Genomic DNA, 24,671 nt, shown 5'->3' with positions numbered 1-24,671 from the left:
ATGGCAGTTCCTGCTTAGCCCAATAGGTGACGATTAAGAGTCTTCAGCTCTTCAACGTGACTCTCTCTTACTTTCAAAGAGGTTTTAAGATCATCAAGTTGCTGTATTAACAGTTGCTGCTTTTCAAGGGTTGGAAAAATACAAGGAAACTTTCTAACCTGTGTCGCATTTATTGTCGCTAAATTAGTGGTTTGCTGAGCAATCCCCAAGAAAAACTTGATGCCAATAAAGCTAGATTTTAGATAATTAAAGAACTCAGGTAGCAAAACATTCTGATCTGTTCGAATAGCAAACAAGTGATTTTGATGGATTAAATCTTGAACTTCGTCAGTCCAAATATGACCTCGCCCAACCTTATCAAAATCGCCGCCTTCTGCGACCAAAATATCTCCATGTCTGACTCTGAAACGTTCAATCATTGCTCTTGTTGCCTTAACATACTTGATTTCATCCAGCTCAAAGCGACCATCGTAAACATTAGCTACTCTTAAGTAAGGCACATCAAAAGTATCCTCAGTAAATTCTCTGGAACTGCTTAGAGCCAGTCCGGTTTGTATTTCAGCGCAATCATCTAATACACAACTACTCCAGCTCGGGTCTTTAAGCCCTTTTTTGAATATATCGGTAAGCATTGAGTGGAATAACCTCTCGGTACTGACCAACATATCACTTGCACAGTTAATTGCTTGCTGAGAAGTTGTCAAAACCTTCAGTAACGTCTGTTGTTTATCAACAACAGGGATATCCAAAGAAAGAGTTGAAAGTACAGAAAATTTTGTGCGCGGAGATAAAGAGCCTGATGATGTTTTTATCGCCCAATCCCAAAATTTTTCTGATTGAACTATAAATGGCAATAATGCAGGTACTTCAAGTGCATCTTTCGGCTCCATTACAATAATGTCACCTGAGCAAATTCCATCGAATTCAGCCACTGCTGCTTTTTTTAAATAAGGGCGTCGTTTACCAAAAAGGATATGCCCCTTCTTAAACACTCGTGTGAAGCTCGGGTTGTCTTCGGCAATGATTCCCCAACGCTTTATCTTTAAAGAACCAGAATCTAAGTGTTCAAGGCCGATGTAACGCTCATAGCCGTCACCAATAGGATCTTTAGTCGTTAGCTTTACTTCTTTACAGATATCACCGAATTTTACAGTTTGCTTATCAGTCATCTTTCTTTACCTCGTAACCTAACTGCTCGAGGCTATTTAATAGTTTGTTGGTTTGCTTCTTCAGTTGTACTCGGCTCATTTTCCATGCCTCAATAGCATGTTCGATATCATGTACTTCCTCACTAACCTTGGCTTTCACGTAAAGTGGAATAGATAAGTTGTATTGGTTTTCACTGATAGTGTTTAAATCAGCCAGCGCAGTAATACTACTTTGGTTGTCCGGTTTGAAATACGCTTCACAAAGCACATCTAAATCATTATCAGATAAGCGGCTGTGAGCACGCTCGCGGGTTACATGTTCTACACCATTGATAAAGAGAATCTTGTTTTTACGCTCAACTGGCTTATTGCAGTTAAGCACGACCACGCAAGACTCCATTGGCGAGTTGTAGAACAGATTTGGTCCAAGCCCTACCACCGCTTCAATGATGTCAGATTCAATCACCTGTTTACGGATCGCTTGCTCAGAATCGCGGAACAGGATTCCATGAGGCCAAAGCATTGCTGCTCGGCCAGTATCAGATTTTAGACTTTTGATAATATGGGTATAAAAACCGTAATCAGCACAACCTTGTGGTGGCACGCCGTACATATTGCGCCCATACGGGTCAGCCGCGAACTTTTCACGGTTCCACTTTTTGATCGAGTACGGCGGGTTAGCGAAAATTACATCAAACTGTTTCAGTTGATCATTCTCAATAAACTTAGGGTCACCTAAGGTATCGCCACGCATCACATCGAACTCTTCAATGTCATGCAAGAACATGTTCATACGCGCAATAGCAGAAGTTAACAGGTTTACTTCTTGACCATACAAGTGAACACCACGCCACTCTTCACCTTGCGAGCGTAAATCCATCACAGCATTCAGCAGCATACCACCCGTACCACAGGTTGGATCATACGCACTCTCGCCAGGTTTAAGCTTCATGATACGGGTCATCAAATGCACAACGGTACGATTGGTATAGAACTCAGCAGCAGTGTGACCCGAATCGTCAGCGAACTTTTTGATCAGGTACTCGTAAGCCTCACCCAAGTCATCTTGAGCCACAGACTTAATGCCTAGTGGGATTTTACTGAAATGCTGAATAAGGTCTGATAGCAAGTGATCTGGCAAGCGCTCTTTGTTGGTCCACTGCCCATCACCAAATACACCATGTAGTCGTTCATTCTTTGCTTCAATCAAACGCAGTGCATTTTGAATCGCTTCACCAATGTCTTTACTGGTATTGCGTACTCTCTCCCAGCTCGCTTCTTCTGGAATATCGAAGCGGTGGTACATAGACATCGCGGCATATTCCGCATCACCTTCATGCAACTCTAGTGCTTCGTTATACTCTTCTAGATATACATCCGATAGACGCTTAAAGAACAGCAGTGGGAATACGTACTGCTTGTAATCAGACGCATCAATTTGCCCACGCAGGAACTCGGCTGCACCCCACAGTAGCTCTTCTAATTTGTTTTTGTTCATAGCTCAAAGCCCTCTTTGATTAACAAGGCTTCTAGTTCTTGTTCAGCAACTTCTAAGGCTGCTAATTTTTGCTGGAAATCTTTCAATGCTTCTTCAACGGTAATGGTTTCTTCTTCTAGCGGCTTTTGTACATAACGAGCGATGTTCAAGTTGAAATCGTTCTCTTCAATCTCGCTATGTGGCACCCAACGTGCGACGCCTTCGATGTCATCTGCCTTCGGTCCATTGGTGCGCATGTTCTGATAGATTTCGTAAATCTCATCAGCTTGAGGCTCTGACAAGGTGTTTTGCGCTCGGCCTTTAGTAAAGATCTCTTCCGCATTCACAATCAGAACATGGTCTTTATGCTCTTCTGGTCTTGCTTTACGCAATACGAGAATACAAGCAGGGATGCCTGTACCGTAGAACAGGTTTGAAGCCACGCCGATTACCGCCACGATGCGATTTTCTTTTAATAGCTTGGTTCTAATTTTACCTTCTGCACCACCACGGAAAAGCACACCATGTGGCAGTACTACCGCCATGCGCCCTTTATCATTCAATGAAGCAAACATATGCTGAACCCAAGCAAAATCCCCGTTGTTTTTTGGTGCTAAGCCAAAGCTTGCACGGCCATAAGGATCACTGGTCCAATAATCATGCCCCCACTCTTTTAAGCTAAATGGTGGATTTGCGATTACGCAGTCAAAGTTTTCTAGTTGGTCATTCTTCAGAAACTTAGGATCACGAAGTGTATCACCACGAACAATTTCGAAGTCTTCTTGCCCGTGTAGGAACAAGTTCATTCGAGCAATCGCTTCGGTGGTCAGGTTCTTCTCTTGCCCTTTGATCTTAAGTAGACGCGGATCACCACCGCTTTCTTTTACGTGGTGAATAGTTTCAAGCAGCATACCGCCGGTACCACAAGCCGGGTCATATACACTTTCATTAGCTTGTGGGTCTAGAATATTAACCATAAGACGAACAATGGTACGTGGCGTATAGAACTCACCTGCTTTCTTGTTTGCTTTATCAGCAAAGCGCTTGATGAGGTATTCGTAAGCACGACCCATATCATCATTACGCACACTCGATACGCCAAGGTTAACCTTGTTGAAATGGTTGAGTAGTGTCGATAGCAGTTCGTCTGATAGACGCTCTTTGTTCGTCCAACTCGCGTCACCAAAAATGCCATGTAGCTGTGGATTTTCTAGCTCAATGCCACGGAATGAATCTTTTAGGGCTTGGCCGATATCCTTAGTTTCTGCAAACACATCTTTCCAATGGCAGTTAGCTGGAATTTGGATTCGGTGAAACATATCGCCTTTCGCAAGCTCTTCATCACCCACCTGCTCCATCGCCTCTTCGAACTCTTCATCGTAAACATCACAGATACGCTTAAAGAATAGGATTGGGAAGATGTAGGTTTTGTAGTCTGAAGCGTCAATAGGGCCCGTAATGATGTGGGCCGCATGCCAAAGGTGCGCTTCTAAGTCTTTGAGATTTATTAATGTCATTGCTTGCTCTTATTCTCTTCTATCCACGCTTCAAGGTCTTCACGTTTGAAGCGCCAAGAACCGCCGACTTTGAAACCAGGAAGCTTTCCTTCGCTTGCTAATCTGTATGCTGTTTTTTCGGCCAACTTTAGGTAAGCAGCCACCTCTTTCAAGGTTAAAATTTGGTCGACCATTCAGAGTGTTATCTCATGTTGGTTTTATTCATCAGAATTAATGGTGAGAGAATATGGGAAAATTGGGGAATCGGCAACGTGGGGCGACTTAATACAAGACTAAGTGCATAGAAAAAATACAAACCCCCTCCAGTTTTCGCTGGTGGGGGTTTGTTTCATAGTTATCAATGCAATGATAGCTTCCGCACTATATTGATAATTCAGCAGATCATAAGTATAGAACTATTACTAACCTAAACAGGCAATGGGTCTTTGTGTTTCGTTGTACTATCGCTCTGCGAATAGTCATTCATACTAAAATAATTCAACTTACTGTATGTTTTATCAAAATAGCGCTTGTCGGACCAAACCTGAATATCGCCGATGACATACAAGTGTTTTTTGGCTCGGGTAACAGCTACGTTCAACAAGTTTGGTTTCGAAGAAGCCCAAGATGCCCCACCACTGTTTTTAGTGTCACAACCGAGAACTAAAATAACGATATCATTCTCCTTGCCTTGGAAGGTATGTACAGTCCCGACGTTGTATTTCAAAAAGTTATTAAACTCCTTCCCATTCCAACTCGAGTGACTAAGCAGCTCGGACTTGCTACGCCTTAGATCTTCTTTCAACTCTTTTTTTACTGCTTTAAACGGTGTAATCAGATAGATACTGTTTAAGTCACCATTCTGTGCTGCTAATTCGAGTAGAAGAACTTTAACATCTTCGCCCAGCTCACGTTTGTACTGTTTGAGTACACAGTCTCCTTGTGAATCATTCCATCGATTTTGTCCTAAGGCCTTATGAGTTCTTGGCTCAACATCTTTATTGTTGTCAGAGCCATGTATCATTCGATTGTTATAAGCTATTTCATTCGAAATGCTAAACATTGGCTCTATACATCGGCGATGTACCCATAACGGTATACCTATCCATTGGTCTTCACCGTCCATATCTATCATACAGCCATATGGATTAACGCGATCGGCTAACGTCTGAACTGACCACTTACAAGGGTCCCACTTCTCGGATTCCTCTTGCAACTTAGATCGCATTAGGTAATCAATAAGCTCTGGTGGGGAAGTAAACACAGGTTCGATTTGCAGAGGGTCTCCAACAACCACAGCCCGCTTAGCACGAAGCAACCCACCAACCGCTGCTTGGGGTATTGCTTGCCCGGCCTCATCAATCATGAGCCAACCTAGAGACTCTGGGGGCAACTTAGAAAACATATTTCCCAATGAAGCAAAAGTCGTCGAAACCACGGGGACAAACATAAATAGTATCTGCCAAATCGCCAGTGCATTTTCGCTACTCTTCCCTAACACAACATCATTGATACTTCTTATCTTTGATAGAAAGACACTCTGCTTACTGGCCTCTATCAACCAAGCCTCGTGAAGCTCTAACGCTGCCACGTAAATGTCAGACCGTAATCCATTAATGGTTTCGTGCTGCCAACATGCATGCCTCTGCCTGTCATGCCCCTCGATATCATCAGTAATTTCAGGTAGATGATACCCTTTAAACTCCGTTCTATAGGCATCTAACTCATCTAGAAGCTTCTTTTTTTCAAGCTCTTTAGCTTGAATATTAACCAGCTGCTGTGAAATTTTCTTTGTACATCCTTTTATCTTGAGCTCTTTGGCCTCAACATCACCAACAGTCAGCCGGATAGCTTTTTTGACATTTTCGTACTCACCAAGCTTTCGGGATAGTGAGGCTTTGTATTGTTTATTTTTCTTAGTGTTAAAGAACCGACTGAACCAACCAGGAGAGTTAACCTTTAGTAACTCTAAGGAAACTGCGATTTCTTCTTCCCTTTTCACTTCAGCGTTTCTTGTTGAATTAAGGGCATCGAGCTCCACAGAGAGCGAATGAGCATAGTTTTCGAGCTCATTTAGAGCACGGTTCATTCGATGTAAATCAACATCGAATTGCTGGCCATCGAAAGTTTTTTGCAGACTATCAAAATAGGCTAACTTGTCATTTAACTCATGGAAACAAGATAACTTCTCGTTAAAAGATTTTTTGGCCGTGTTAAAAGAAGGCCCTGTATAAGTTGAGCGATATTGCCAAAAATTCAAGAAGTCCAAAGAAGGTTCTCTAACCGCTGGCTCATTGCCTTTTTCATAGTGATATTTAAAGAAAAAGCGATCGAGAAACCTTTGCCTCTTTTTATAAGCCCCCATGGCAGCAGAGATATTTCCCCAGTTCTGTCTTTTGTCATTCAAAGGTTGTAAACGACCTTTCTTTTCATCAGCACTAACTTGATTTGCTACGGAACGAAAAAAACTTGTATTAACATATCTGCCAGCTATCGACTTTGCTTGAGGAAGCTCCTTTGAAATATTTTCAACCGCAGCGTTGTTCGATGATGCTACGACCATTTCAAAATCAGTGAGTTCTTCAACAAGAAACCCTTCAGGGCTTAACCCGTCACGAGCTTTCGAAAAAGAAGCTAAAACTTTCGCTCTTTCTACAATATTTTGCGCAATTATATCCCGCAACAGCGTAGTTTTACCTGTACCAGGAGGACCATTGACGGAGATGACGCCACCTGTTTTTAGCTCCTTAAATACGGTATTGATGGCAAACTGCTGCATTAAAGACATGTTATGCGCGGGTTCTGTCAGCCATCTACCTTCTGGCGTCGTCTTGGGATTCAAATGCTTATGAATTAGGGGAATAGAATCATTTGTATATAGATCAACGTGCTTGTGACTGGATTGTCCCAGATAAGCTTGAAGAGGTTTACTAGCCGTGTCGGAAGCAATCGCATTAATCGCACGCTCTATATCTCGAATGTAAAAGCTGTTTAGAATGGGTAGCTGAGATTCGTCATCGTTAGAGTCACCCTCATTATCGTCTTCAACTTTTCCTGGCTTGTTTTTGTCCGCCAAAAGGTTGTCAGACTTCGCTTCATACTCATAAAAAGCCATCTGAAACGGGTAAACCTGTGAGCTCTCTGAAAGTAATAAGTCCTGATTAGAAATACCAGCCCATTGATAAAGTCCTTGAACCAAGTTCATTAGGCTATTCACACAAAGAGTATTCCTTCCCTCAGAGCTAGGGTGGCTAGGTAGGGTTGTTTCCCAGCGCTCCACAAACTCGTTTAGGTCGTCGCACCGACTATCAAATCGCTCCTGAGATATTGTCCCAGCTCTCCCCTCGAGTAACTCAGCTAAAGCCCAAGGTAGCGTGCTTACCGAAAAGGTATCGAGTCGAGGTGTACCAAACTCATCCAACATCAACTTAGCAAAGCAAGACGCCCCTTCATTGTCTCTTCTTTGTTCTATTTCTTCAGAGAAGCAATCCTCCTGGCTGTTGGTAGAAAAGTACTCTGCAACTTTTTTATCTATCGACGATTTATCAAACAGGCCCAAATAAAGAGTATAAACACACTTTTTCCCCGGAGTAAGACCTAGTGAGTCACGAGTCGCCAGATTTAACCAAGGAAGTAGATGATTACCATGTGACTGCAATTCGTAACCGGACACGTTTACTGGAGCAATTTTACTATCGTCTTTATCTGGCACCGAGTAGGCTTGAAAAAACTCCACGAGATGCCAGGATTTCAATATATTTATTGAGCTTTCTTTTCTACTGTCCACTAATCAAAGCCTATCAATACCTAAAAGATCATTAAGTTACGATAATATACAGCCTGATTGCATAAGGCGATGAAGAATGATGGAAGAATGATAGAGTGTGACGGCCTCCTTAAAAAAGCAGCATGAATAAACTTAAAAACAAGCGCCCTTCCATCCAATCACCTACTTCACTTTCCAGCCAGGCAATCGCTCTTTATCCTAAGCTAAACGGTTCAGTGCTGCCTTTCCTATTACTTCTTTTAACTTCAAAGATCTCATGTTTCAGTCGCCGATTCCGTCCTCATTAAATAAGCTCTGACGCAAAAAAGACGGTTATGCGTTGAGCCTCTGCGCTACAAGACTTAAACCAAAAATTTTCAGGCATATGTCATCAATGTGAAACCCCATCATTGAATCCGACAGGAGCCCGTAATGACTACCCAAAATTCTGATTACCAAAAACAACAGCGCTATCAGGAAAATGAAATCCTAGAGCATGCCGCTGAGATACTCGCCACGCGCTATGTGCGTGGTGATGCCTTAATTAGCCCTGATGCGACCAAAGAGTATGCACGCTGCAAGCTAGGCAGCTATGAGCGTGAAGTGTTTGCTTTACTGCTACTGGATAACCAAAACCGATTGATTGAGTTTAAAGAACTCTTTCAAGGAACGGTGGACGCGGCCAGCGTCTACCCACGTGAAGTGGTGAAAGCGGTGTTAGAAGTGAATGCCGCAGCGGTGATTATGGCTCACAACCACCCTTCCGGTGACTCTACCCCCTCACAAGCGGATAGACGTATAACCGAAAGGCTCAAGGACGCCTTAGCGCTGGTGGATGTGCGCGTATTGGACCATATCGTGACGGGTGAAGTCTGCACCTCATTTGCTGAGCGAGGCTGGTTATGATTGAACAACACTATGGTGACATCAGTATCAATGATGCACTGCTCTCGTCACTAGAAAATCTTCTAGCAGATCATACAGTTCCTATGCATGCTGAAAGACTGGTACTGAACTGCCGTCAAATGAGTTACTACCGCCATCGCCAAGGATTGCACCCGATTGAGATACAACTCAAACGAGAGTCAATCTCAGAGCCTTGGTTCATCGTGTTCTTTGCGAGCTTTTCTTACCCTAATGATAACAGTACTAGCGTAGAGCCGGAGCTGTACTTTCACCTTACTAATCGTTGGTTCTATCAACCCGATACAGGAACAACGGATTTATCTCATCCAGAAGTGCAAGAGGTGCTCACCGCTTGGATTAACGCATTAACTCGCCACCTAACCCGAAACGTCTTTGATAACGTGCAACTCTCGTTGGTCAGTTCGTTTAACTAACCCCTTAACTACTTTCTGATTTATCCCTAAGCAAGGAGGACTGTCGATGTCCCAATTAGCCTTTACGTCATTACCCCTACCTGTTTCTAAGAAGCTGTATGCATTGCTTAATGCGCGTTACTCGGCACATTTGCTTAACAATGAAACGCTCTCCACCAGCCGACATGTGGTCTTTAACCTTCGTGATAAAACTTACAGTGCTGATGCTGGTGGCTTTCATCCTGTCGAAATTTCTATTTGCCAGTCTTCAACAGGAGAATGGTGTGTTGAGTACATCACAGACTTTGCTTATATGGGGAACTACTACCCTGAGCTTGAGCGGAATTTGGATTTTGACTTTCGCGCTCGTCAATGTTTTGCCAGCTACCACGGCTGGTTTTCAATGAACGATAACCGTGACGCTGTCGAGCTGTATAAATTGTGGGAGAGTAATTTTCTCGCATACGTTGAGATGGAGGCATTCGACGATATTACTCTTACCCCGCAATAACTCATGACTTCCCTTCTCCTACAAACCATCAAGCTTATCTCTGCCCTCATCACGTTACTTTCTCTTTCCCCTTTCTTTGGTGCCATAGGAACCCTAACAACTTTAGGCTTTCTGGTGGTACTGCTGATTGGATTGCTGGTAGCCATCTCAGAGCTGAGAGATAAAAACAACCATCGATAATGTTAATCGACTCACGCTTTCGTTAAGTCGATTGATGGCGCTTTAACCGTTGGACATTATGTGTCGAACCCACCTCTATTCTCCCGACATTAAATGTCCGACTCCGGTGTGGAGCGCTATGTATTGAGAGAGTAGCCATGAGCAATAAAACCAGCATTGAAGGCTTATCTGCTTTGCTGCACACGCTGATGCTTATTCCTCAACATCGATGGATCACCGTTAGGGAGTTGCAGCAGCAGTTGGCCCTAATCGATATCCACCGCACCACGCGCAGTATCAAACGCTACCTCGATGAAGTCATTGTGGAGGTGTTTAACGTGGAGTGTGATTCGATGAGCATGCCCCATGTTTACCGAAAAACATCCGAGCAGTTGCTGACGTTCAATAAGCAAGAAATGCTCTATTGGCAACTGACCAACAAGTACTTACAGCCGCTTATTCCTGATGTGCTGAATTATGAACAGGGTCGGTCCTCGGAGAGAGACAAACCCTTACAGGACAAGGCTTCAGCCATTTCAAAAGAACAACTTTGGCTAAGCAAAGTACACCTCAACCTACCTAATACGAGAAGCTGGAGTAACAAGCAGCAACAAGTCTTAAGGTCAGTCCATGAAGCATTACTTAACAACCGAATGCTAAAGGTCTCTAGCCAAGCTTTGCAGCAGGAGCAAACGCTCATTGAACCACTGGGACTCTCGGTTCAGTGCGACGCGCTCTTGCTGCTCTTTCGGCTATCCGACCAACATCCAATACACACCGTTGCCTTACCACTCATTGATGAGGCCAGTGTATCGACATTTTCATTTACCTATCCCTCGGACTTCAATGTTGAGCAGTTCATGCTGACTCACGAAGGAGCAGGCTACCCAGAATTCCACTCACCAATGAGGAGAGTAAACCCATGACCAAACTAAAACATCGACTAAACCAATCGGTTCGATACGCAGTCACGATGGCCCTGTTTATAGGAGCAACAGGATGCACTGAACAGGAAGAATCTCCTGAAGCCGTTGCGGATATAGAAGTATCGATATCCACCAACTCTCATTGGGGAAGCTTAATCTTTGACCTACAAGCGATTACCGATAACACCGTCATCACCGACGTTGTGATTAATCGAGGTAATTGTCGTATTCCTGCTGGTACGGCCTCAGAGCTATCTAGAAACGTTTCATTGAAGTTCGGGGAAACCTACACGGGATACAGCAACAACTGCACCGTAGACAACGTGAAAGAAATTGAAGTCACTTCAACGGCTGGCACCTTTGTTTACACCTTCTAAACCGAAAGCAAAACAACTCATCTATTTATCAACACCAATAAGGATCGAATATGAAAAAATCATACGTACTCATCGCGATTGCATTGAGCTCATCTCTAAGCGTTTCATCAATGGCAAACGCTGCGCTCGGTGGAACACCAAATATCTCTAAGGAGCATCTGGAGAAACACTGGAATGGAAAACAAGGCCCTCAATCCACTCTTGTCGCTGGAGCGCTTCTACATTGGACAGCCGATGCGTGTGGAAAGCTTAACGGGCATATCTCCGATAAGAATAAGTGCTCATCTGAAGCTGAACAAACGTCTAACTAATCCCCAACTTTCTTTTTAAAATTATAGTGAGAATGACACAATGAAAAACATCACAACAAACACACTTGTTCTACTGACTACCCTAGCATCACCTTTTGTTTTGGCTCAAGGTGGTGGTTCGCTTGGAGGTAATCCATCGGTAGAAACGGGAGCGGTCAACGTCAGTGTAGGCAAATGCACTCAATACAAACTGGATGTGAAAGCAGCCCTAATCGCAGGTAAACAGGTATCGTCGGTTGCGATACCTAAAGGCTGTGAAGCCATCAAAGATAAGTAATGCCACCAGCCAAGGCTAAAAATGACAATGGGGAGCAATTGCGCTCCCCATTCTTTTTTTGCTTCTGTACATAAAAACACTTGTATCTTATAGACGGCACTCGTTACCTTGTACCTATAAATTAATGATATAAAAGATTGTATTTAAGAAGCCATCTAATTGAATTTTATCAAGCATTAGAGTTACGCCCATATAAACTACTATCAATTTTGATGGTCATAGTGAGCTCCATACTTTGATGCATTTCAAGTATGGTTAGTCCCAAGCTTTCATGAATTGAATTACCGTGAAAAGAGGATAATGACGATAAACAAGCATGTGCATTGACCGCTTGACTTTGAGGCTCTAAACACAGAAAACTTGCTTGCCCTACAGGCTTATACAGTTGTAGGTAATTACACGGGCTGATAAGCGTTACCAATAAGCCGTTATCGTGCTTTAGTGTGGCTTTTACTCCTGATTTATCCAGACGGTAACCATTATTAATCCATATTTGGGGAATAGGCTTCGCTCGTTCAAAACTGTATAGGGGAGGGATAACGCTTGTATAGTCTATTGGTAGATAAGTCGCATCTTCTCGCCACCACCCAAGCGCAGGGAATTGCACACGCGTATCCGGTAAGCAATGAAAGAAAGGGTGGAAACCCGCCCCGAATGGAAAGGCTTCCTCGCTAAGATTGGTCACTGTCATGGTTACAATCAGGCTGTCTTGTTCAAGCTGAAAACGCTGCTTGGCTTGGTAGTGACACACGCCTTTAATGTCTGACGTCATCGCTAATTCTAGCCATAACTCTTGTTGGTTCTGTCGACACAATTGCCAATGGGTTAACCAACCATCACCGTGTAAAAAGAAATCGGGATCTATTTGTGAATGAATAGGCAATGTTATTTGATGTCCTAGCCATTCAAAGCTATTACCTCTAATGCGGTTCACCATGGGCACCATAGGGAACATACTAGCTTCTCCCGCATTATTTTCACTCAGCTTTGTTCGTGGTCTCAGAATATTGAAAGCATGTTCTTCACCTTGATTGCATTTATTGTTATGCGTGTATTGGAAGGCATCAATAACCCCACCCAACTCATTAATTATCAGTTTCAATGTGTCATTTTCGAGTGTGTGAATTGCCATAAATTAACCCTTCTACCATTGTGATACCATGCTACTTGCTAATTAACCCGCAACCGGCTTAGAAGCTACTGTAAGTGGGTGATGGTTCGTTAAGTGATAGCGAGGTCACAGGGATTACTAAACACTTATTACTAAACGCTGACTCCTAAAGGTGCTTATTAGTAGGGTTAATCATGCGGCCAATTGAGCGACTTTGATTAGGTGGTGACAAACAATGATGACCAATACCTTAGGGTTCAATGGCCATAAGGGCCTTAACAACCAACAGGTGCGACAATATAACTGCCGTATCATCATGGAGTTGCTGTATAAAAACAAAGGGATGACCAAGTCACAACTAGCGCAGGCAACGCAGTTAAGCATTCCAGCAATCACCAAGATCACTGATGCATTAATCGATCAAGGTCGCGTTGAAAATACCGTGTCGCCAGACGTAAGCAAGGGCAACTTTAAAGGCTTGTACAATGTATCACGCCATCGCCCCGATACCATTTGTCTTAACGTGTCCCCGACTCGTATTCAGGCCGTCATGGTCGATAATCAAATTACCCCTTGCTCTGTGTTCGTCAATCAAGCCATCGCCCCTGCTACTCCAGAGGCACTCATCGACGATATAGTTACTGTGATTGTTGCTTGTCGCCAAATAAACCGCACCACACCTTATCGGTTATCGATTGCAGTACATGGGCAAGTGGATACTCATGTTGGATCGTCAATGCGAATGCCACAAGCCCCATGGACACAATCCATAGAGCTTAAATACATTCTCGAAAAACGCTTACGTGTTGATGTGCTAGTTGATAATGATTGTGTAATGATGGCATTAGCAGAAAAATGGTTAGGTGGCCACAGCAGGCAAGATTTCTGTGTACTGAATATCGATTACGGGATCGGCTCTTCGTTCCTGATAAACAATAATATCTACCGCGGAAAAATGTTTGGTAGTGGACAAATCGGTCACACTAAAGTAGCAAATAACGGCATTATTTGCGGTTGTGGCCGAGAAGGGTGTTTAGAGACCGAAGCCAGTTCAAAAGCCTTGTGCGAGCGCTACTCTCAACAATCTGCGTTACACAGTCAAAGTAAGGCGGAGCATAAGAGTGAGATTACGCACTACCTGCAAACACTTGAGGCAATGATAGAAAAAGAACAAGCTCTCACGTTTGATGATTTTGTTCTGCGCTACCAACAAAACGATCCTATCGCATTAGATGTCGCTCAACGCGCCGCAATAGTGCTTGGTCAAGCTTTGTATAATTTTCTGATCACCCTAAACATCAATAAGATCATTCTGTACGGCAACACTTGTGCCTTGGGTCAACCTTGGTTGAATACGATCACAGATCAAACACTCACGAATCCGTTTGAAGATAAGAATGCTCGCCGCCAAGATCAAACACTGGTGTCGTTTGGTCAGCTAAGCCAAATAGAACGAGTGATGGGCATGAGCTATTTATGGGTTGAACAGGAGCTAGATAGTTTGTTTCACGCATAAAAAAGATCACCGTTAGGTGATCTTTTTAGTTATGGTTATTTGTATTGGTTATACTTTTACTTCTTTGCCTAAATTAGCAGATTGAGCTACCAACTCTTTCTCTAACTCTTCTAATGAGCGACCTTTGGTTTCTGGCACGTGGCGATAGATGAAAACAAAGCCACAAGCACAAATAACACCGTACAGTAAGAAAGAACCCGATGCGCCTAGCCCTGCGTTAAGCAATGGGAAGGTATATGTGAGTGCGAAACACGCCACCCATAGTGCAAGCGTGCTAACCGACATGGCTGTACCACGTACTTTGTTCGGGAAGATTTCAGATAACAGAACCCACGTCACTGGCGCTAAAGTCAGTGCGTAGATAGAAATAGCCACCAGCACCAATAACAACACAGGAAGCCCTAACATGCCGAATGCATAAGCCGCAGACATTAAGCCGTAAATAATGGTTAGGCCAAATGATCCGACAATCATTAATTTACGACGGCCGATTTTATCAACAAACGGAATCGCCAAAATCGTAAAGACTAGGTTGATTAATCCCGTGGCTACAATCGATTTCAAGGTGTCGTTAATGTCAAACCCAGCGGAAGCAAAAATCTCTTGGGCGTAGTTGAAAATCACGTTGATCCCACACCACTGTTGGAACGCTGCCAACACTACACCAATGATTAAAATGGGTTTTACATCTGGCTTTAACAACGCACTAAAAGGTAGCGAACGGGTTTCGGCTGACAGTGTACTTTCAATTTCTGCCACGGTGCGGCTAGCATAGCTTTCACTACCAATACGACGTAATGTGCCTTTGGCTTTTTTTGCCATTCCCATTTTCACTAACCAACGTGGCGATTCAGGCACCACAAACATCAGAAGTAAAAACGCGAGTGCTGGTACCAGTTCTGCACCAAACATATAACGCCAACCCATTTGACCATTCCATGATTGTAAAATGTCAGCTTGTGCTGCGCCAGTTGCCACAGGTTCTGCAATCACCAAGTTAATGATTTGCGCCGCTAATACCCCGATAACGATGGTTAGCTGGTTAATCGCCACAAACTTACCACGTTTTTCCGCAGGTGCAATTTCGGCGATATACATAGGTGATAACGCTGAGGCTAAACCTATCCCTATCCCGCCAATAATACGAAAGACAATAAATGCATTAAAACTGCCTGCCATTGCGGTGCCCCAAGCAGAAATCACAAACAAGAATGCCGCTAAGATCAAAGGACGTTTACGCCCGTATTTATCAGAGACAGTACCTGCGATGAACGCCCCTGCCATACAACCCAGTAACGCTGAACTCATTGCCCAACCAGACAACGACGCACTAGTAATATTAAAATAGGCTTCATAGAAGGGCTTTGCCCCACCAATAACCACCCAGTCGTAACCAAATAACAACCCACCGCAGGCAGCAACTAGGCTGATGAGCCAGATATTTCTCATGTTAAGTTGATCGCTTGTCTTACTCATAATCAATCCTTGTAGAGGTACACGTTTATTCAAGTTATTGTTTTGTGGTCACCTCAGGCGATAGATCACCTGAGGTGACCTATCCATTACATTTGACCGTAACGGCCAAAGGCGTAGCGATGTTGCGCGACTTCTTTAAATAAGTTCGCTTTAGTATGTGCTGGCGATTGGGTTAACAATGCCTGCAAGGTGTGTTCAAACGTTAATTGTTTATCTGTATCGTGTTCTTCTGCGCTGTACGCAATATGATTGCCCTGCTCGGTTATCAACGCCAACCCTAGCTGCCCCATTGTTTTTACGAATAAGCAATGCTGTTGATGCTCGGCCTGTAAATCACCGTCAAACACAATCAAAGCAGGCAGTGATACCGCGAAGAAGTCCGTCTCAACGGGTGTGTCGGCTTCCGCTTCAGCCCACGCCACCATATTTTCATATAATGAAACCGCTTTTTCAGTATCACCCAACTGATACAGTGCTGCGGCTTGATAGAACAAGTAATCAGCAGGTTGGTCATTATAATAACGGCTTTGCCCTATTTCTTGTTTACCCTGTGTAGCACACTTGAAATGTTGAGCAGCCAGTTGATGTTGATCTAGCTTTTGGTAGCAATAGCCTAGGTAGTAATACAGATCGTTATCGGTTTGCCCAACTAAACGCCCTTCACCCAAGTTATGTGGGTAATGCAGCGCACCTTGTAAACATTCAATTGCCTCGGTATACGCATGTTGGTTTATTAAGCCAAGAGCGGTGCGTAATTTGTTCACGACAAACTGACCAGTAATGCGTCCTTCTCCTCCTTCCCACGGGTGAAATTGCCTTGTAGTTAAACACTCAGCAGCCTGCTCTAACTGCCCTGTGATATTGTATAAATTGAGCAGTTCTGCGGTTAAATCATCCCGTCTGGCAACTACCTCTAAGTGCGATTGCAAAAGCTCTAATCGCGTTGTAGGCTCGGTCGCTACAGCTTGATGAAGAAAATCTAACTCGTACAAAATACGGGCATCGTCAGGCGAAAGTGCAAACGCACGCGACATCAACTCAATGGCTTTCTGTGGATCTTGGCATTTGTTGTATGCGTGAACCGACAAGTTACGTAAGACCGGCGCATAGTCAGGATTTAGGTGTAAGACCCGCTCCCAGTGGCGTACTGCGCGAGAATAATTACGTTTGGCGTAGAAGAAGCAACCCAATAAGTACTGAGTAAAGTAATGATCGGGGAAGGCATCCAGCACACCAATTTCCGTCAAGGTATTGGGGAACAACACGTTATCAGCGAAGGTTTGTGCTGCCGTGTCTAGCCACGTCTTAACGTCAACTTTCTCATCAGACAAATAAGCCTGATAGATACAAGTCATTGCCCCTTGGCTATCACACTGAGCTAATACGGTTTTTGCACTTTCCGTTGCCCCAATCGATAAGTAGAAATTCACCAGATGGATCGCATTGGCTTCGCGCCCGTTCATTAGGTGCTTGAATAAAGCTAAATCTGCGGCTGTTTGACTGAGCTGGTATTGCTCGAAAGCCAACCCATAGCCCAGCGGCTGAATCGTTTTTTGCGCTTTAATAAAGGCAGCCGCTTCGGTGACGCGGTTCAGCGTGATCAGCAAGTGCGCTTTCAGAGTCGCTGCTTGGTAATGCATGCCGTTAAGTTGTAAAGCACGGTTCGCATAATCCAGCGCTTCTCCCCAACGAGATTGCTTAGTGGCAATGCGAGCTGCGGCGAAAAACCCAGTATCACGGCAGTTAGCACTCCACGTTGCCTTAAAGACATCGCTAAAGGCATGGTCCAAGTGGCCTAACTTCTCATTGGCACAACCACGCAAGTAACTCGCTTTGCCGCATAACGGATTCTTATTAAGTTGATGAGCTCGCGCCAGTGCGGCATTGGCGTAGCCAAGTGTTGCGGGGTAATCGGCACCTTCATACGCCAGCGATGCCATTGCTACATTGGTTTGGTAATGGTTCGGGTCGCGCGTTAACGCTTCTTGGTAGTAATCAACTGGGCTTCTCGTTGCATGATGGTATTGCTGAAGGTGCTGGCCGATGAAATACAAAGCTTCAACGCTGTCGACATCAGCGGGTAATGCGGGCGGTGTGGCAGGTTCTGGCGTTGATTCGTCCGTTGCGGCGATATGTTCGCTATAAGATAACGAGCTGAAACCATCTGCAGAAGCGACCGTCATGGTTAAGCGGTTAGTTGTTGTGAGTTCGCTCTGGCCGACAAGACTGACACATTGACCATCAAGTAAGCACGTCCCTTGGCGAGTATCACCCGGCATCATGGTTAATGACGTTTCGTACACTGTATTCTTGCCGCCTGAAATCACCATAGTGTAATCAGTGATTTCCGCAATGGCATAAACTGCCCACTCTAGTGTGCCATTTAAGCGTTCAAGTTTTATCACCACGTCAGTATTGGCGTTATGCACATTACCAAGATAACTGTATGGCAAGAAGTGCTGGACAAACACCTTCTCTTCATGGCTATCGATCCATGTAAAGTCGGGTTGGTTATCGGTAAACACACCTGTCATTAATTCAATGTAAGGGCCATTGGTATCGGTGAGTTGACGATCCCATGCAATACCGAAGTCGCAGTTACCCCAGGTCCATTGTTTTTTACCCGGAGAGACATGGTGATTGGCAACATGAAGCAAACCGCCCTGTTCGTTGTGGCTGTATGCGCCCACAAAGTCGTAAGCCGATTTATCTGCCATGTAAGACGTCGGTACAGGCAGATTTTTATATCGGGAGATATCGGTACCAGGCGAGTAATCTACCTTGTAATATTCGCCCGTAGCGATTGGGAAATTAGAGACATCGCGCTTACCGTGATCGTATACCGCGGTAACATCAGGCGGGAAGATACTTTGATGATCGTCACCACCTTTAACTGCGGGATTCGACCACCATAAGAATTGACGGGGCGTTTCATTACCGTTGTAGACTTTACCCGTGATCTCAATCAGGGCTTTGTTTGGGTAAACCTTAAAGCCCGCCATGATTTGCAAACCGTACATATGCTCAACTTCGCCCATCCAAACTGTCACAGCGCCATCATCATGATGATCAATGGTGAAATCATTCGACATAAAGGTCGTCGGGCGGTGATGTTGCGGCCAGTTAAACTCGATACCACCAGAAATCCACGGCCCTAATAAACCAACCAGAGCGGGTTTAACCACTTCGTTGTAGTACACAAAATCACGGCCTTTTACCTTGTCATACGCACGGTGAATGCGCCCACCAAGTTCTGGCAGTAGCATAACTTTGATATAATCATTTTCGATATATACCGCTTGATAACTTTGATCGACTTTTTGATCCGTAATGCTATCAATTACACCGTAAGGATAAACGGAACCCGATGAACCTTGATAAACACGGTTCTCTAAAAACAGCGGATTGGAATCCACCTTGCCCGTTGGGTAAGTAGGAAGAACAACCTGTTCAACCCAAGCTTTTGCATTAGTACTCATGACTTATAACCACCTATAAGCTGTTATGATTAAGTTATAAGCAGTGTAAGGGATGTTTTATTAGCTGAATGTATGAAGCAATCACGGGCTTTACTAAACAGTGTTTAGTTGTAAATGTGACTATTAGACGAATTTATTTTTATAAATATAAGCACATAAAAAAGAGGTTAGTGTGACCTCTTCCTCAACTTATATTGTTACCTAACCAACCGTTATAACCCTTCACACAAAAGTCACTGTCTGAGTAGATGACGTCGCCATCCTGCGCATACTCTAGACCTTCGATTAAGGCCATTAGCTCTAATTCTGCATTGGTGGTACTGCGTCTGATTGTGATGCTATCTTGATACTCTAGTTCACCGTGTTCGTTAAAGGCTGCGATACCAATGCCACCTTGTGTACATCCGTGTTGATTGTTTGGTGCTGCGCCGTCTACGTAAATTGAATATCTCATTTTTTATCTCTCTCTAATTGAAAAAGGGCGCATGACTTTACTTAGCCAGCGCCCTATTGATGGTGTGATTTGATGTTTGTGTTACTGAAAAGATTCTTGGTTGTCTCGCATACTCAGACGCGATTCCATCCATTCCTCGATTTCACTTTCTACCCAAGCCACTGCTCGTCCACCGAGTGGTACACTTTTAGGAAAGTCGGTTTCATCAGCCATGAATTTATAGATAGTGGAGCGGCCTAGCCCTGTTAGTGACATCACGTCTTTAAGTCGTAGAAATCTCATTGTCATTGGGAATCGTCTCCTGCTTTGTATATACCCATGTAATAAGCCGCCACTGTAAAAAAGTGCAGTCGGTCTAATCGGAACTAGAGCCAAAGAAGTAACGCTGCTCTTTCCATGCCTCAGAAAGACTGCTCATGCGATGAAAGACAGTGCGTTTGATGTTCGTGTCCTGCTCCCTACAGCGTGTCCCCAAGCCATAATTACCTCGGTCATTGAGAAATACCAATGAACGCGCTTTGCCGCTGTAGTGCTTCTCTATCGCTTCTTGCCAAGCCTCTTTAAGGTGCTCAACCAATTCGTTGCGTTTTTCCCAGCAAATGGCGGGACCAAAGTGCTGGCTGTAGTCAGTAAACAGCATCACGCGATAGTTGTGTGACGGCACCTTGTCCTCTCTCTTGCGCCACACATAGAACACAGAGTCCGTATCGAGCTTTTCTTTAAGCAGCGTAAAGTAATCGTTAATGATGCTGAAGTCGGTATCTTGATGGTCTTCTGGCAGAAACAAATCCAGACGTGTTGCCAAAGCCGCGTCAAACTCGTCCATTGCTTGTTCAAGAACTTCCGTCATTCTGGTTAAGGCCGATTCGTATAACCCCTTGTCACTGAAAAACACGGGGTAGTCGTTGAACGTTTTCGAATGGGTGATGGTTGGAAGGTTAGTGTTGTTTGACATGAGTAATCCCTCTGAGTCTGTGAATGGCATAGGAATTACTCGCGCTGTATTTTTTAAGGTGAGTGGTGCGTGGTAACTGCAACCAAAACTCGTACTACGGTTATCGTCGTGTTTGGTGGTGGGCTTAGCGAGACGGCTTATCCGATAGAAAACCTCATTTAAGTGTAATGGAAACGCTTCATCCCCTTTCAGAAGTTCGTACACGTCATCAGATGGAGAATACGCCAGTCCTGAGCATTTTCTACCATAGTCGGTTTCGACCACTCTATCCCACGCTTTTCTGATTCTGGACAGGTAACGACTCCTCCCGAATCTACTTTTGCCTAAACAAAGATACAGCCGTTTATCAAAGAACAAGACAAGGTGGTACTGGCTGGTGGACTCACACGCCTTGGACCAAACATAGCGTATGACCGTTTGATGATATTGGTGTGATCTACGCCTGTACTTCATTAGACACAACTCATTGGTTTCCAACTCCAAAGTGCGAAAGAAACGACTGAAGACCTCAGAATGGTCTCCATCGAAATCACTCGGTAGACGTACAATAAAGTGAGCGACACAAAGCTTAGGGTATTGGCCTAGTGCTTCAGTCAGTACTCGCTCGATGCCCTCTAGGTATTCAAAGACAAGACCAGCCTCATGGTAGTAGAGTGGTTTACCATTAAACGTTCGGTCATGAGTGATAGTGAGGTGGTTAGACGCTTCTAAGCGGTTGTGAGCAACGCTGATGTGATTTGGCATGATGAGTTCCTGTGGTTTGTTGTGATTCCCACAGGAACTGTCACTACCGTAATTTTTAAGCTACTTGTGACTATGGCCGAAATTGCGTCTACCGCTACCAAAGTGCTTAGTGCGCTCTTTTGCTAGATAGCTAATGTGCTTAAAGAACTCGTCAAACGCATCATCGAATTCTTCTGATTTACTGTTCAAGCGATGGATGACCACGCTGTCGCTATTCCTTCTCTTTGAAAAATGTACTAATCCATTGGCTTCTTCGTAGTCGACACCAGCGACCCTAGCCCATGCCTCTACGATAAAGGAGCCTAAGTTCTCCTGTTGTGTTTGAGTTTTCCCTAACCAGTTAAATCTATCTTTGTTGAACATGAGCACTAGGTGATAGTGGTCGTTTATCGAGCTAGAACGTTCTCTCACCCAAGCAATTCTAACCTTGCAGGGATGCACTCGACTCCCTTCTCTTTTCTTTCGTTTGCCCGAGTGATCAATTTGTGACTGTAATGAGCGTAGAAAGTCAGTCATCACATTACCGCTCTTTTCGTTTTTCCTTAGCTTGGGAAACCTCAAATCCACACGAACAGCCATTAGCCTAGGATACTCGTCTAATGCAAGATCAACCGTATCGTACATTTTTTCTAAGTAGTCGATGTAGAGTGGACCGTGCTCGGTCTGGATAGGTCTACCCAAAAAGGTTGGCTTGGTGGTCAGTCTGAGGTTTTTGTTTTTGCGAGAACGTACATTCATTCCTATCTACTCCTGTGTTTAGGTTCATAGATAGGTCTGTGTCGTTATTTTTAATTGCGTACTGTGAGTCACTAGGGGTGACTCAGTAGATGGACTTATGCCGATGGAATGAGCACATCAATATGGTAGATATGACGGTAATAATACTAACCAGACAGACAATGCAAAAAACTGCTACGTATTCATTTCCTGACCATCTGTAGAAGCAAGTGCTAGTTAATCATCAACGCTTAGGCCCTGAACTGTGGAAAATCGATATCCGCTCTCCACTCTCGAATCCAAGTAAGTTACAAGTTAAATGACAATCCGTTGAGCTAATTAATGAAGAGTGAGATCTCGATAATGCACACTACGTCACCAAGTCGATGATAGATGTCTTTATTCAAGAAAACTGCCACATGATAGTGACACTATACTGCTCAGAGGTATTCTTCCCTTTTGCCCATATGTAACGGGTCTTGTTACTCAAGCTCCGCACCTTCCCTAGTTGTTTTCTTTTCGTTTGACATCGACGTCCAGTTTGGCATTCAGGGATTTAAAGAATCGAGTAATGACCTTTAAATCCGCATACGAATAATCATTTCTCATTTCACTCGAAACTTATCACCTTAGAACTTTTAATTCATTCAAACTCACACATGTGATTACCATAGGGTAATGCCCCAGTCGGTTTATATAAAATAAAAACGTTAAATTGATTATCCTTCAGTTATGAATTATATTAAATTCAATCAAAGTAAAAAATAATTTAAGTTATATATCAGTTCTGGATAGACGGTACAATTTTTGTTCATCACTAAATGACGTTCTAAATCATCAATCCTGAGTTGAATCTGAAATTCCATAGAAAAACCAGCAAAAAACCGACGACAAACCCACTAAAAACCCACAAACCTCAGTTGTAAAACTATCAATTCTCCTGCATTTCTCCTACACTAGACCGACAAAAATCCTGTACAAACGAATGACCATGAGCACTAGCAGATATTTAGATCTGATTAAAAACTCATCAGAAGAAGACCTAGAACTTTATATTTATATAATTGAATGGGAATTAGGGCACAAAAGAGATGAGGTTATTGATTTAAGCCGAAAGAATAAATCAGGACTACAATCGACATTAAAAGAGTTAATTAGAGACAAGCTCGACATTGAATGGAAACACTTAGAAGAAAATGATTTAACTGAATATGAAAGCGAAGATTTGGATGATTTCATTAGCTCTTTATTTTCACGTGCTCAGCAAGTAAGAGGAGATATTAGTAAACAGATAGATTGGTTATCTGAACCAAGGCCACTATATTTCTTCTCAGTATTGATGCGTGCAGTTATCAATAACGAGATTGCAGACTTGTCTTACCCTGTAACATCTGTTGATTTTAAAGCAACAAATATTGACTTTAAAACAGCAAAGTCAACGGTAGATACTGGTAAATTTGCACTGGGTACATTTGCTCAGATGCACTTAGACTCTACCAACAAAACACACTTCCTTACATCTCTAAAAAGCATCTGCCCAAACAAATCTTCATCAGCTCGGGATAGTATCGCCAGGGCACTTCAGTACATTGCTGTTTCTTGTAATGTAGACGACCAAAAAGTAATCCTAGACATAATTAATGATATTGAGAATCTTTACCAAATAAGTTGTCGTTACGTAAACACAGAGTGGAACGTGTTTAACTCAAACGATGAAAAATTGAATACTTGGTATTATCGCTACTTAATGAAAAAGTATCCAGGAACAGGCTTAAATGCAACGAACGACCCAATTAAACAAAAACACACCGTTATGTGCATTTTTGACGTACTTTGTGCTACTACTGCATCAGAAGTTTGGGATGAAAACAGCAAAGGTGTTGCATTTAAGAAGGTAACAAAAGAGCTCACTGATTCGTTTTCAAGAAAAGCTAAGTCTTCATCTTCACAAAGCAACGCCTTCAAAACTAAAGAAGAAAAAACACTAACATTCAGTGAGGTGGATTGGGCTAAGTTGATCGAGCTTACTGGCAGCGATGGAAGAAACGAGATCAAGGCCAAGCTTAAAAAGTTGATCGATAGAGAGTTGGAAAATCGAAAAAATGCTAAAGAGGGCAATGTAGGTCAAGATTCCAACGACGACTCTCTTACAATGCCATCGGATCAGAAAAAGAAGGTTACAAATTTGGATAAAATATTTGAAACAAAAACTTTTGGAAGACCTCTTCTGAAGCGAGACTAAAGTATAGATTCATCGTTATAGTAAGCAATAGGTACACCACAAGGTACACCGTAAAAAATCAAACTGAACAATATTAAATAAAATCAACAAATTAACAAACAAGATCAACTTACGCCAGCCCAAACGTTTGGAAAAGGCCACCTTCGGGTGGCCTTTTTTGTATCTAAATCCTCAAAAATTCAATTATTTAACTCACTTCTCTGTCTTATT

The 24,671-nt window shown here is 43.4% G+C and carries 21 protein-coding genes and 3 pseudogenes; 9 read left to right on the top strand and 15 right to left on the bottom strand.

Translation table 11 applies throughout. The features are described from left to right. Positions 1–14: 14 nt before the first annotated feature. The 6 genes from AC3D28_RS00530 to AC3D28_RS00505 all read right to left on the bottom strand — a co-directional run bounded on the left by AC3D28_RS00530 (position 15) and on the right by AC3D28_RS00505 (position 8,086). On the bottom strand, positions 15–1,169 hold the full coding sequence (locus AC3D28_RS00530) for a restriction endonuclease subunit S (RefSeq protein WP_488535208.1): 1,155 nt from the start codon (positions 1,167–1,169) through the stop codon (positions 15–17). Further along, positions 1,162–2,646, bottom strand: a complete 1,485-nt coding sequence (locus AC3D28_RS00525; protein WP_488535207.1) for a type I restriction-modification system subunit M — start codon at positions 2,644–2,646, stop codon at positions 1,162–1,164. Before AC3D28_RS00525 ends, AC3D28_RS00530 begins: the two co-directional genes overlap by 8 nt. Beyond that, the gene (locus tag AC3D28_RS00520; RefSeq protein WP_488535206.1) at positions 2,643–4,142 is read right to left on the bottom strand and encodes a type I restriction-modification system subunit M; all 1,500 of its coding nucleotides are present in this window, start codon (positions 4,140–4,142) and stop codon (positions 2,643–2,645) included. The genes AC3D28_RS00525 and AC3D28_RS00520 overlap by 4 nt, the downstream gene beginning before the upstream one ends. Beyond that, positions 4,139–4,315 (bottom strand): methylation-associated defense system helix-turn-helix domain-containing protein MAD1, encoded by a 177-nt coding sequence (gene mads1 / locus AC3D28_RS00515; RefSeq protein ID WP_009842282.1) that lies wholly within the window; start codon positions 4,313–4,315, stop codon positions 4,139–4,141. The genes AC3D28_RS00520 and mads1 overlap by 4 nt, the downstream gene beginning before the upstream one ends. Positions 4,316–4,548: 233 nt before the next feature. Beyond that, entirely contained in the window at positions 4,549–7,908 is a 3,360-nt protein-coding gene (locus AC3D28_RS00510; RefSeq protein ID WP_488535205.1) for a DEAD/DEAH box helicase, read from the bottom strand. A 109-nt stretch (positions 7,909–8,017) separates the two neighbouring features. Continuing rightward, entirely contained in the window at positions 8,018–8,086 is a 69-nt protein-coding gene (locus AC3D28_RS00505) for a hypothetical protein (protein WP_488536029.1), read from the bottom strand. 233 nt (positions 8,087–8,319) lie between these two features. Between AC3D28_RS00505 and radC the strand changes: the two genes are divergently transcribed. From radC to AC3D28_RS00470, 7 genes are all read left to right on the top strand, one after another. Next, positions 8,320–8,793, top strand: a complete 474-nt coding sequence (gene radC, locus AC3D28_RS00500; protein ID WP_488535204.1) for a RadC family protein — start codon at positions 8,320–8,322, stop codon at positions 8,791–8,793. Then, a complete protein-coding gene (locus AC3D28_RS00495) occupies positions 8,790–9,227 on the top strand; it encodes a DUF2787 domain-containing protein (RefSeq protein ID WP_488535203.1) in 438 nt (145 codons plus the stop codon). The genes radC and AC3D28_RS00495 overlap by 4 nt, the downstream gene beginning before the upstream one ends. Before the next feature lie 46 nt (positions 9,228–9,273). Further along, positions 9,274–9,717, top strand: coding sequence for a DUF2787 domain-containing protein (locus AC3D28_RS00490; RefSeq protein ID WP_488535202.1), 444 nt, complete (start codon positions 9,274–9,276; stop codon positions 9,715–9,717). A gap of 317 nt (positions 9,718–10,034) precedes the next feature. After that, complete coding sequence (locus AC3D28_RS00485; protein WP_488535201.1) at positions 10,035–10,802, top strand: transcriptional regulator; 768 nt, start codon at positions 10,035–10,037, stop codon at positions 10,800–10,802. Positions 10,803–10,849: 47 nt separating this feature from the next. After that, positions 10,850–11,179, top strand: a complete 330-nt coding sequence (locus AC3D28_RS00480; RefSeq protein WP_488536028.1) for a hypothetical protein — start codon at positions 10,850–10,852, stop codon at positions 11,177–11,179. Between the two features lie 50 nt (positions 11,180–11,229). After that, complete coding sequence (locus tag AC3D28_RS00475) at positions 11,230–11,490, top strand: hypothetical protein (protein WP_488535200.1); 261 nt, start codon at positions 11,230–11,232, stop codon at positions 11,488–11,490. Between the two features lie 40 nt (positions 11,491–11,530). Next, positions 11,531–11,767, top strand: coding sequence for a hypothetical protein (locus AC3D28_RS00470; protein WP_488535199.1), 237 nt, complete (start codon positions 11,531–11,533; stop codon positions 11,765–11,767). Between the two features lie 169 nt (positions 11,768–11,936). Here the strand turns inward: AC3D28_RS00470 and AC3D28_RS00465 are convergent, their stop codons facing one another. After that, a complete protein-coding gene (locus AC3D28_RS00465) occupies positions 11,937–12,899 on the bottom strand; it encodes an aldose 1-epimerase (protein ID WP_488535198.1) in 963 nt (320 codons plus the stop codon). A 214-nt stretch (positions 12,900–13,113) separates the two neighbouring features. On the opposite strand from AC3D28_RS00465, the gene AC3D28_RS00460 reads away from it, so the two are divergent. After that, on the top strand, positions 13,114–14,394 hold the full coding sequence (locus tag AC3D28_RS00460; RefSeq protein ID WP_488535197.1) for an ROK family protein: 1,281 nt from the start codon (positions 13,114–13,116) through the stop codon (positions 14,392–14,394). A gap of 48 nt (positions 14,395–14,442) precedes the next feature. Here the strand turns inward: AC3D28_RS00460 and AC3D28_RS00455 are convergent, their stop codons facing one another. From AC3D28_RS00455 to AC3D28_RS00420, 8 genes and pseudogenes are all read right to left on the bottom strand, one after another. Further along, the gene (locus AC3D28_RS00455) at positions 14,443–15,870 is read right to left on the bottom strand and encodes a sugar porter family MFS transporter (RefSeq protein ID WP_488535196.1); all 1,428 of its coding nucleotides are present in this window, start codon (positions 15,868–15,870) and stop codon (positions 14,443–14,445) included. An 86-nt stretch (positions 15,871–15,956) separates the two neighbouring features. Further along, positions 15,957–19,349 carry a DUF5107 domain-containing protein gene (locus tag AC3D28_RS00450; protein ID WP_488535195.1) on the bottom strand — a complete coding sequence of 1,131 codons (3,393 nt, stop codon included), beginning with the start codon at positions 19,347–19,349 and terminating at the stop codon, positions 15,957–15,959. A gap of 202 nt (positions 19,350–19,551) precedes the next feature. Beyond that, positions 19,552–19,803, bottom strand: a pseudogene (locus AC3D28_RS00445) (RNase H family protein); the annotation flags it as partial. Positions 19,804–19,884: 81 nt separating this feature from the next. Further along, positions 19,885–20,085 (bottom strand): AlpA family transcriptional regulator, encoded by a 201-nt coding sequence (locus AC3D28_RS00440; protein ID WP_001211742.1) that lies wholly within the window; start codon positions 20,083–20,085, stop codon positions 19,885–19,887. 73 nt (positions 20,086–20,158) lie between these two features. Then, positions 20,159–20,758, bottom strand: coding sequence for an inovirus Gp2 family protein (locus tag AC3D28_RS00435; protein ID WP_488536027.1), 600 nt, complete (start codon positions 20,756–20,758; stop codon positions 20,159–20,161). 63 nt (positions 20,759–20,821) lie between these two features. Beyond that, a pseudogene (locus AC3D28_RS00430) lies at positions 20,822–21,502 on the bottom strand (inovirus Gp2 family protein); the annotation flags it as partial. A 60-nt stretch (positions 21,503–21,562) separates the two neighbouring features. Further along, the gene (locus tag AC3D28_RS00425; protein ID WP_488535194.1) at positions 21,563–22,240 is read right to left on the bottom strand and encodes an inovirus Gp2 family protein; all 678 of its coding nucleotides are present in this window, start codon (positions 22,238–22,240) and stop codon (positions 21,563–21,565) included. Positions 22,241–22,590: 350 nt separating this feature from the next. Beyond that, positions 22,591–22,813, bottom strand: a pseudogene (locus AC3D28_RS00420) (YagK/YfjJ domain-containing protein); the annotation flags it as partial. 397 nt (positions 22,814–23,210) lie between these two features. Here AC3D28_RS00420 and AC3D28_RS00415 point away from each other — a divergent pair. Continuing rightward, the gene (locus tag AC3D28_RS00415; RefSeq protein ID WP_488535193.1) at positions 23,211–24,461 is read left to right on the top strand and encodes a hypothetical protein; all 1,251 of its coding nucleotides are present in this window, start codon (positions 23,211–23,213) and stop codon (positions 24,459–24,461) included. The last annotated feature ends 210 nt before the right edge of the window (positions 24,462–24,671 follow it).

Source organism: Vibrio sp. TAP-3B (assembly GCF_057784735.1).
Note: the sequence above shows the minus strand (reverse complement) of the source record. Positions and strands in the feature narration are given on the sequence as shown.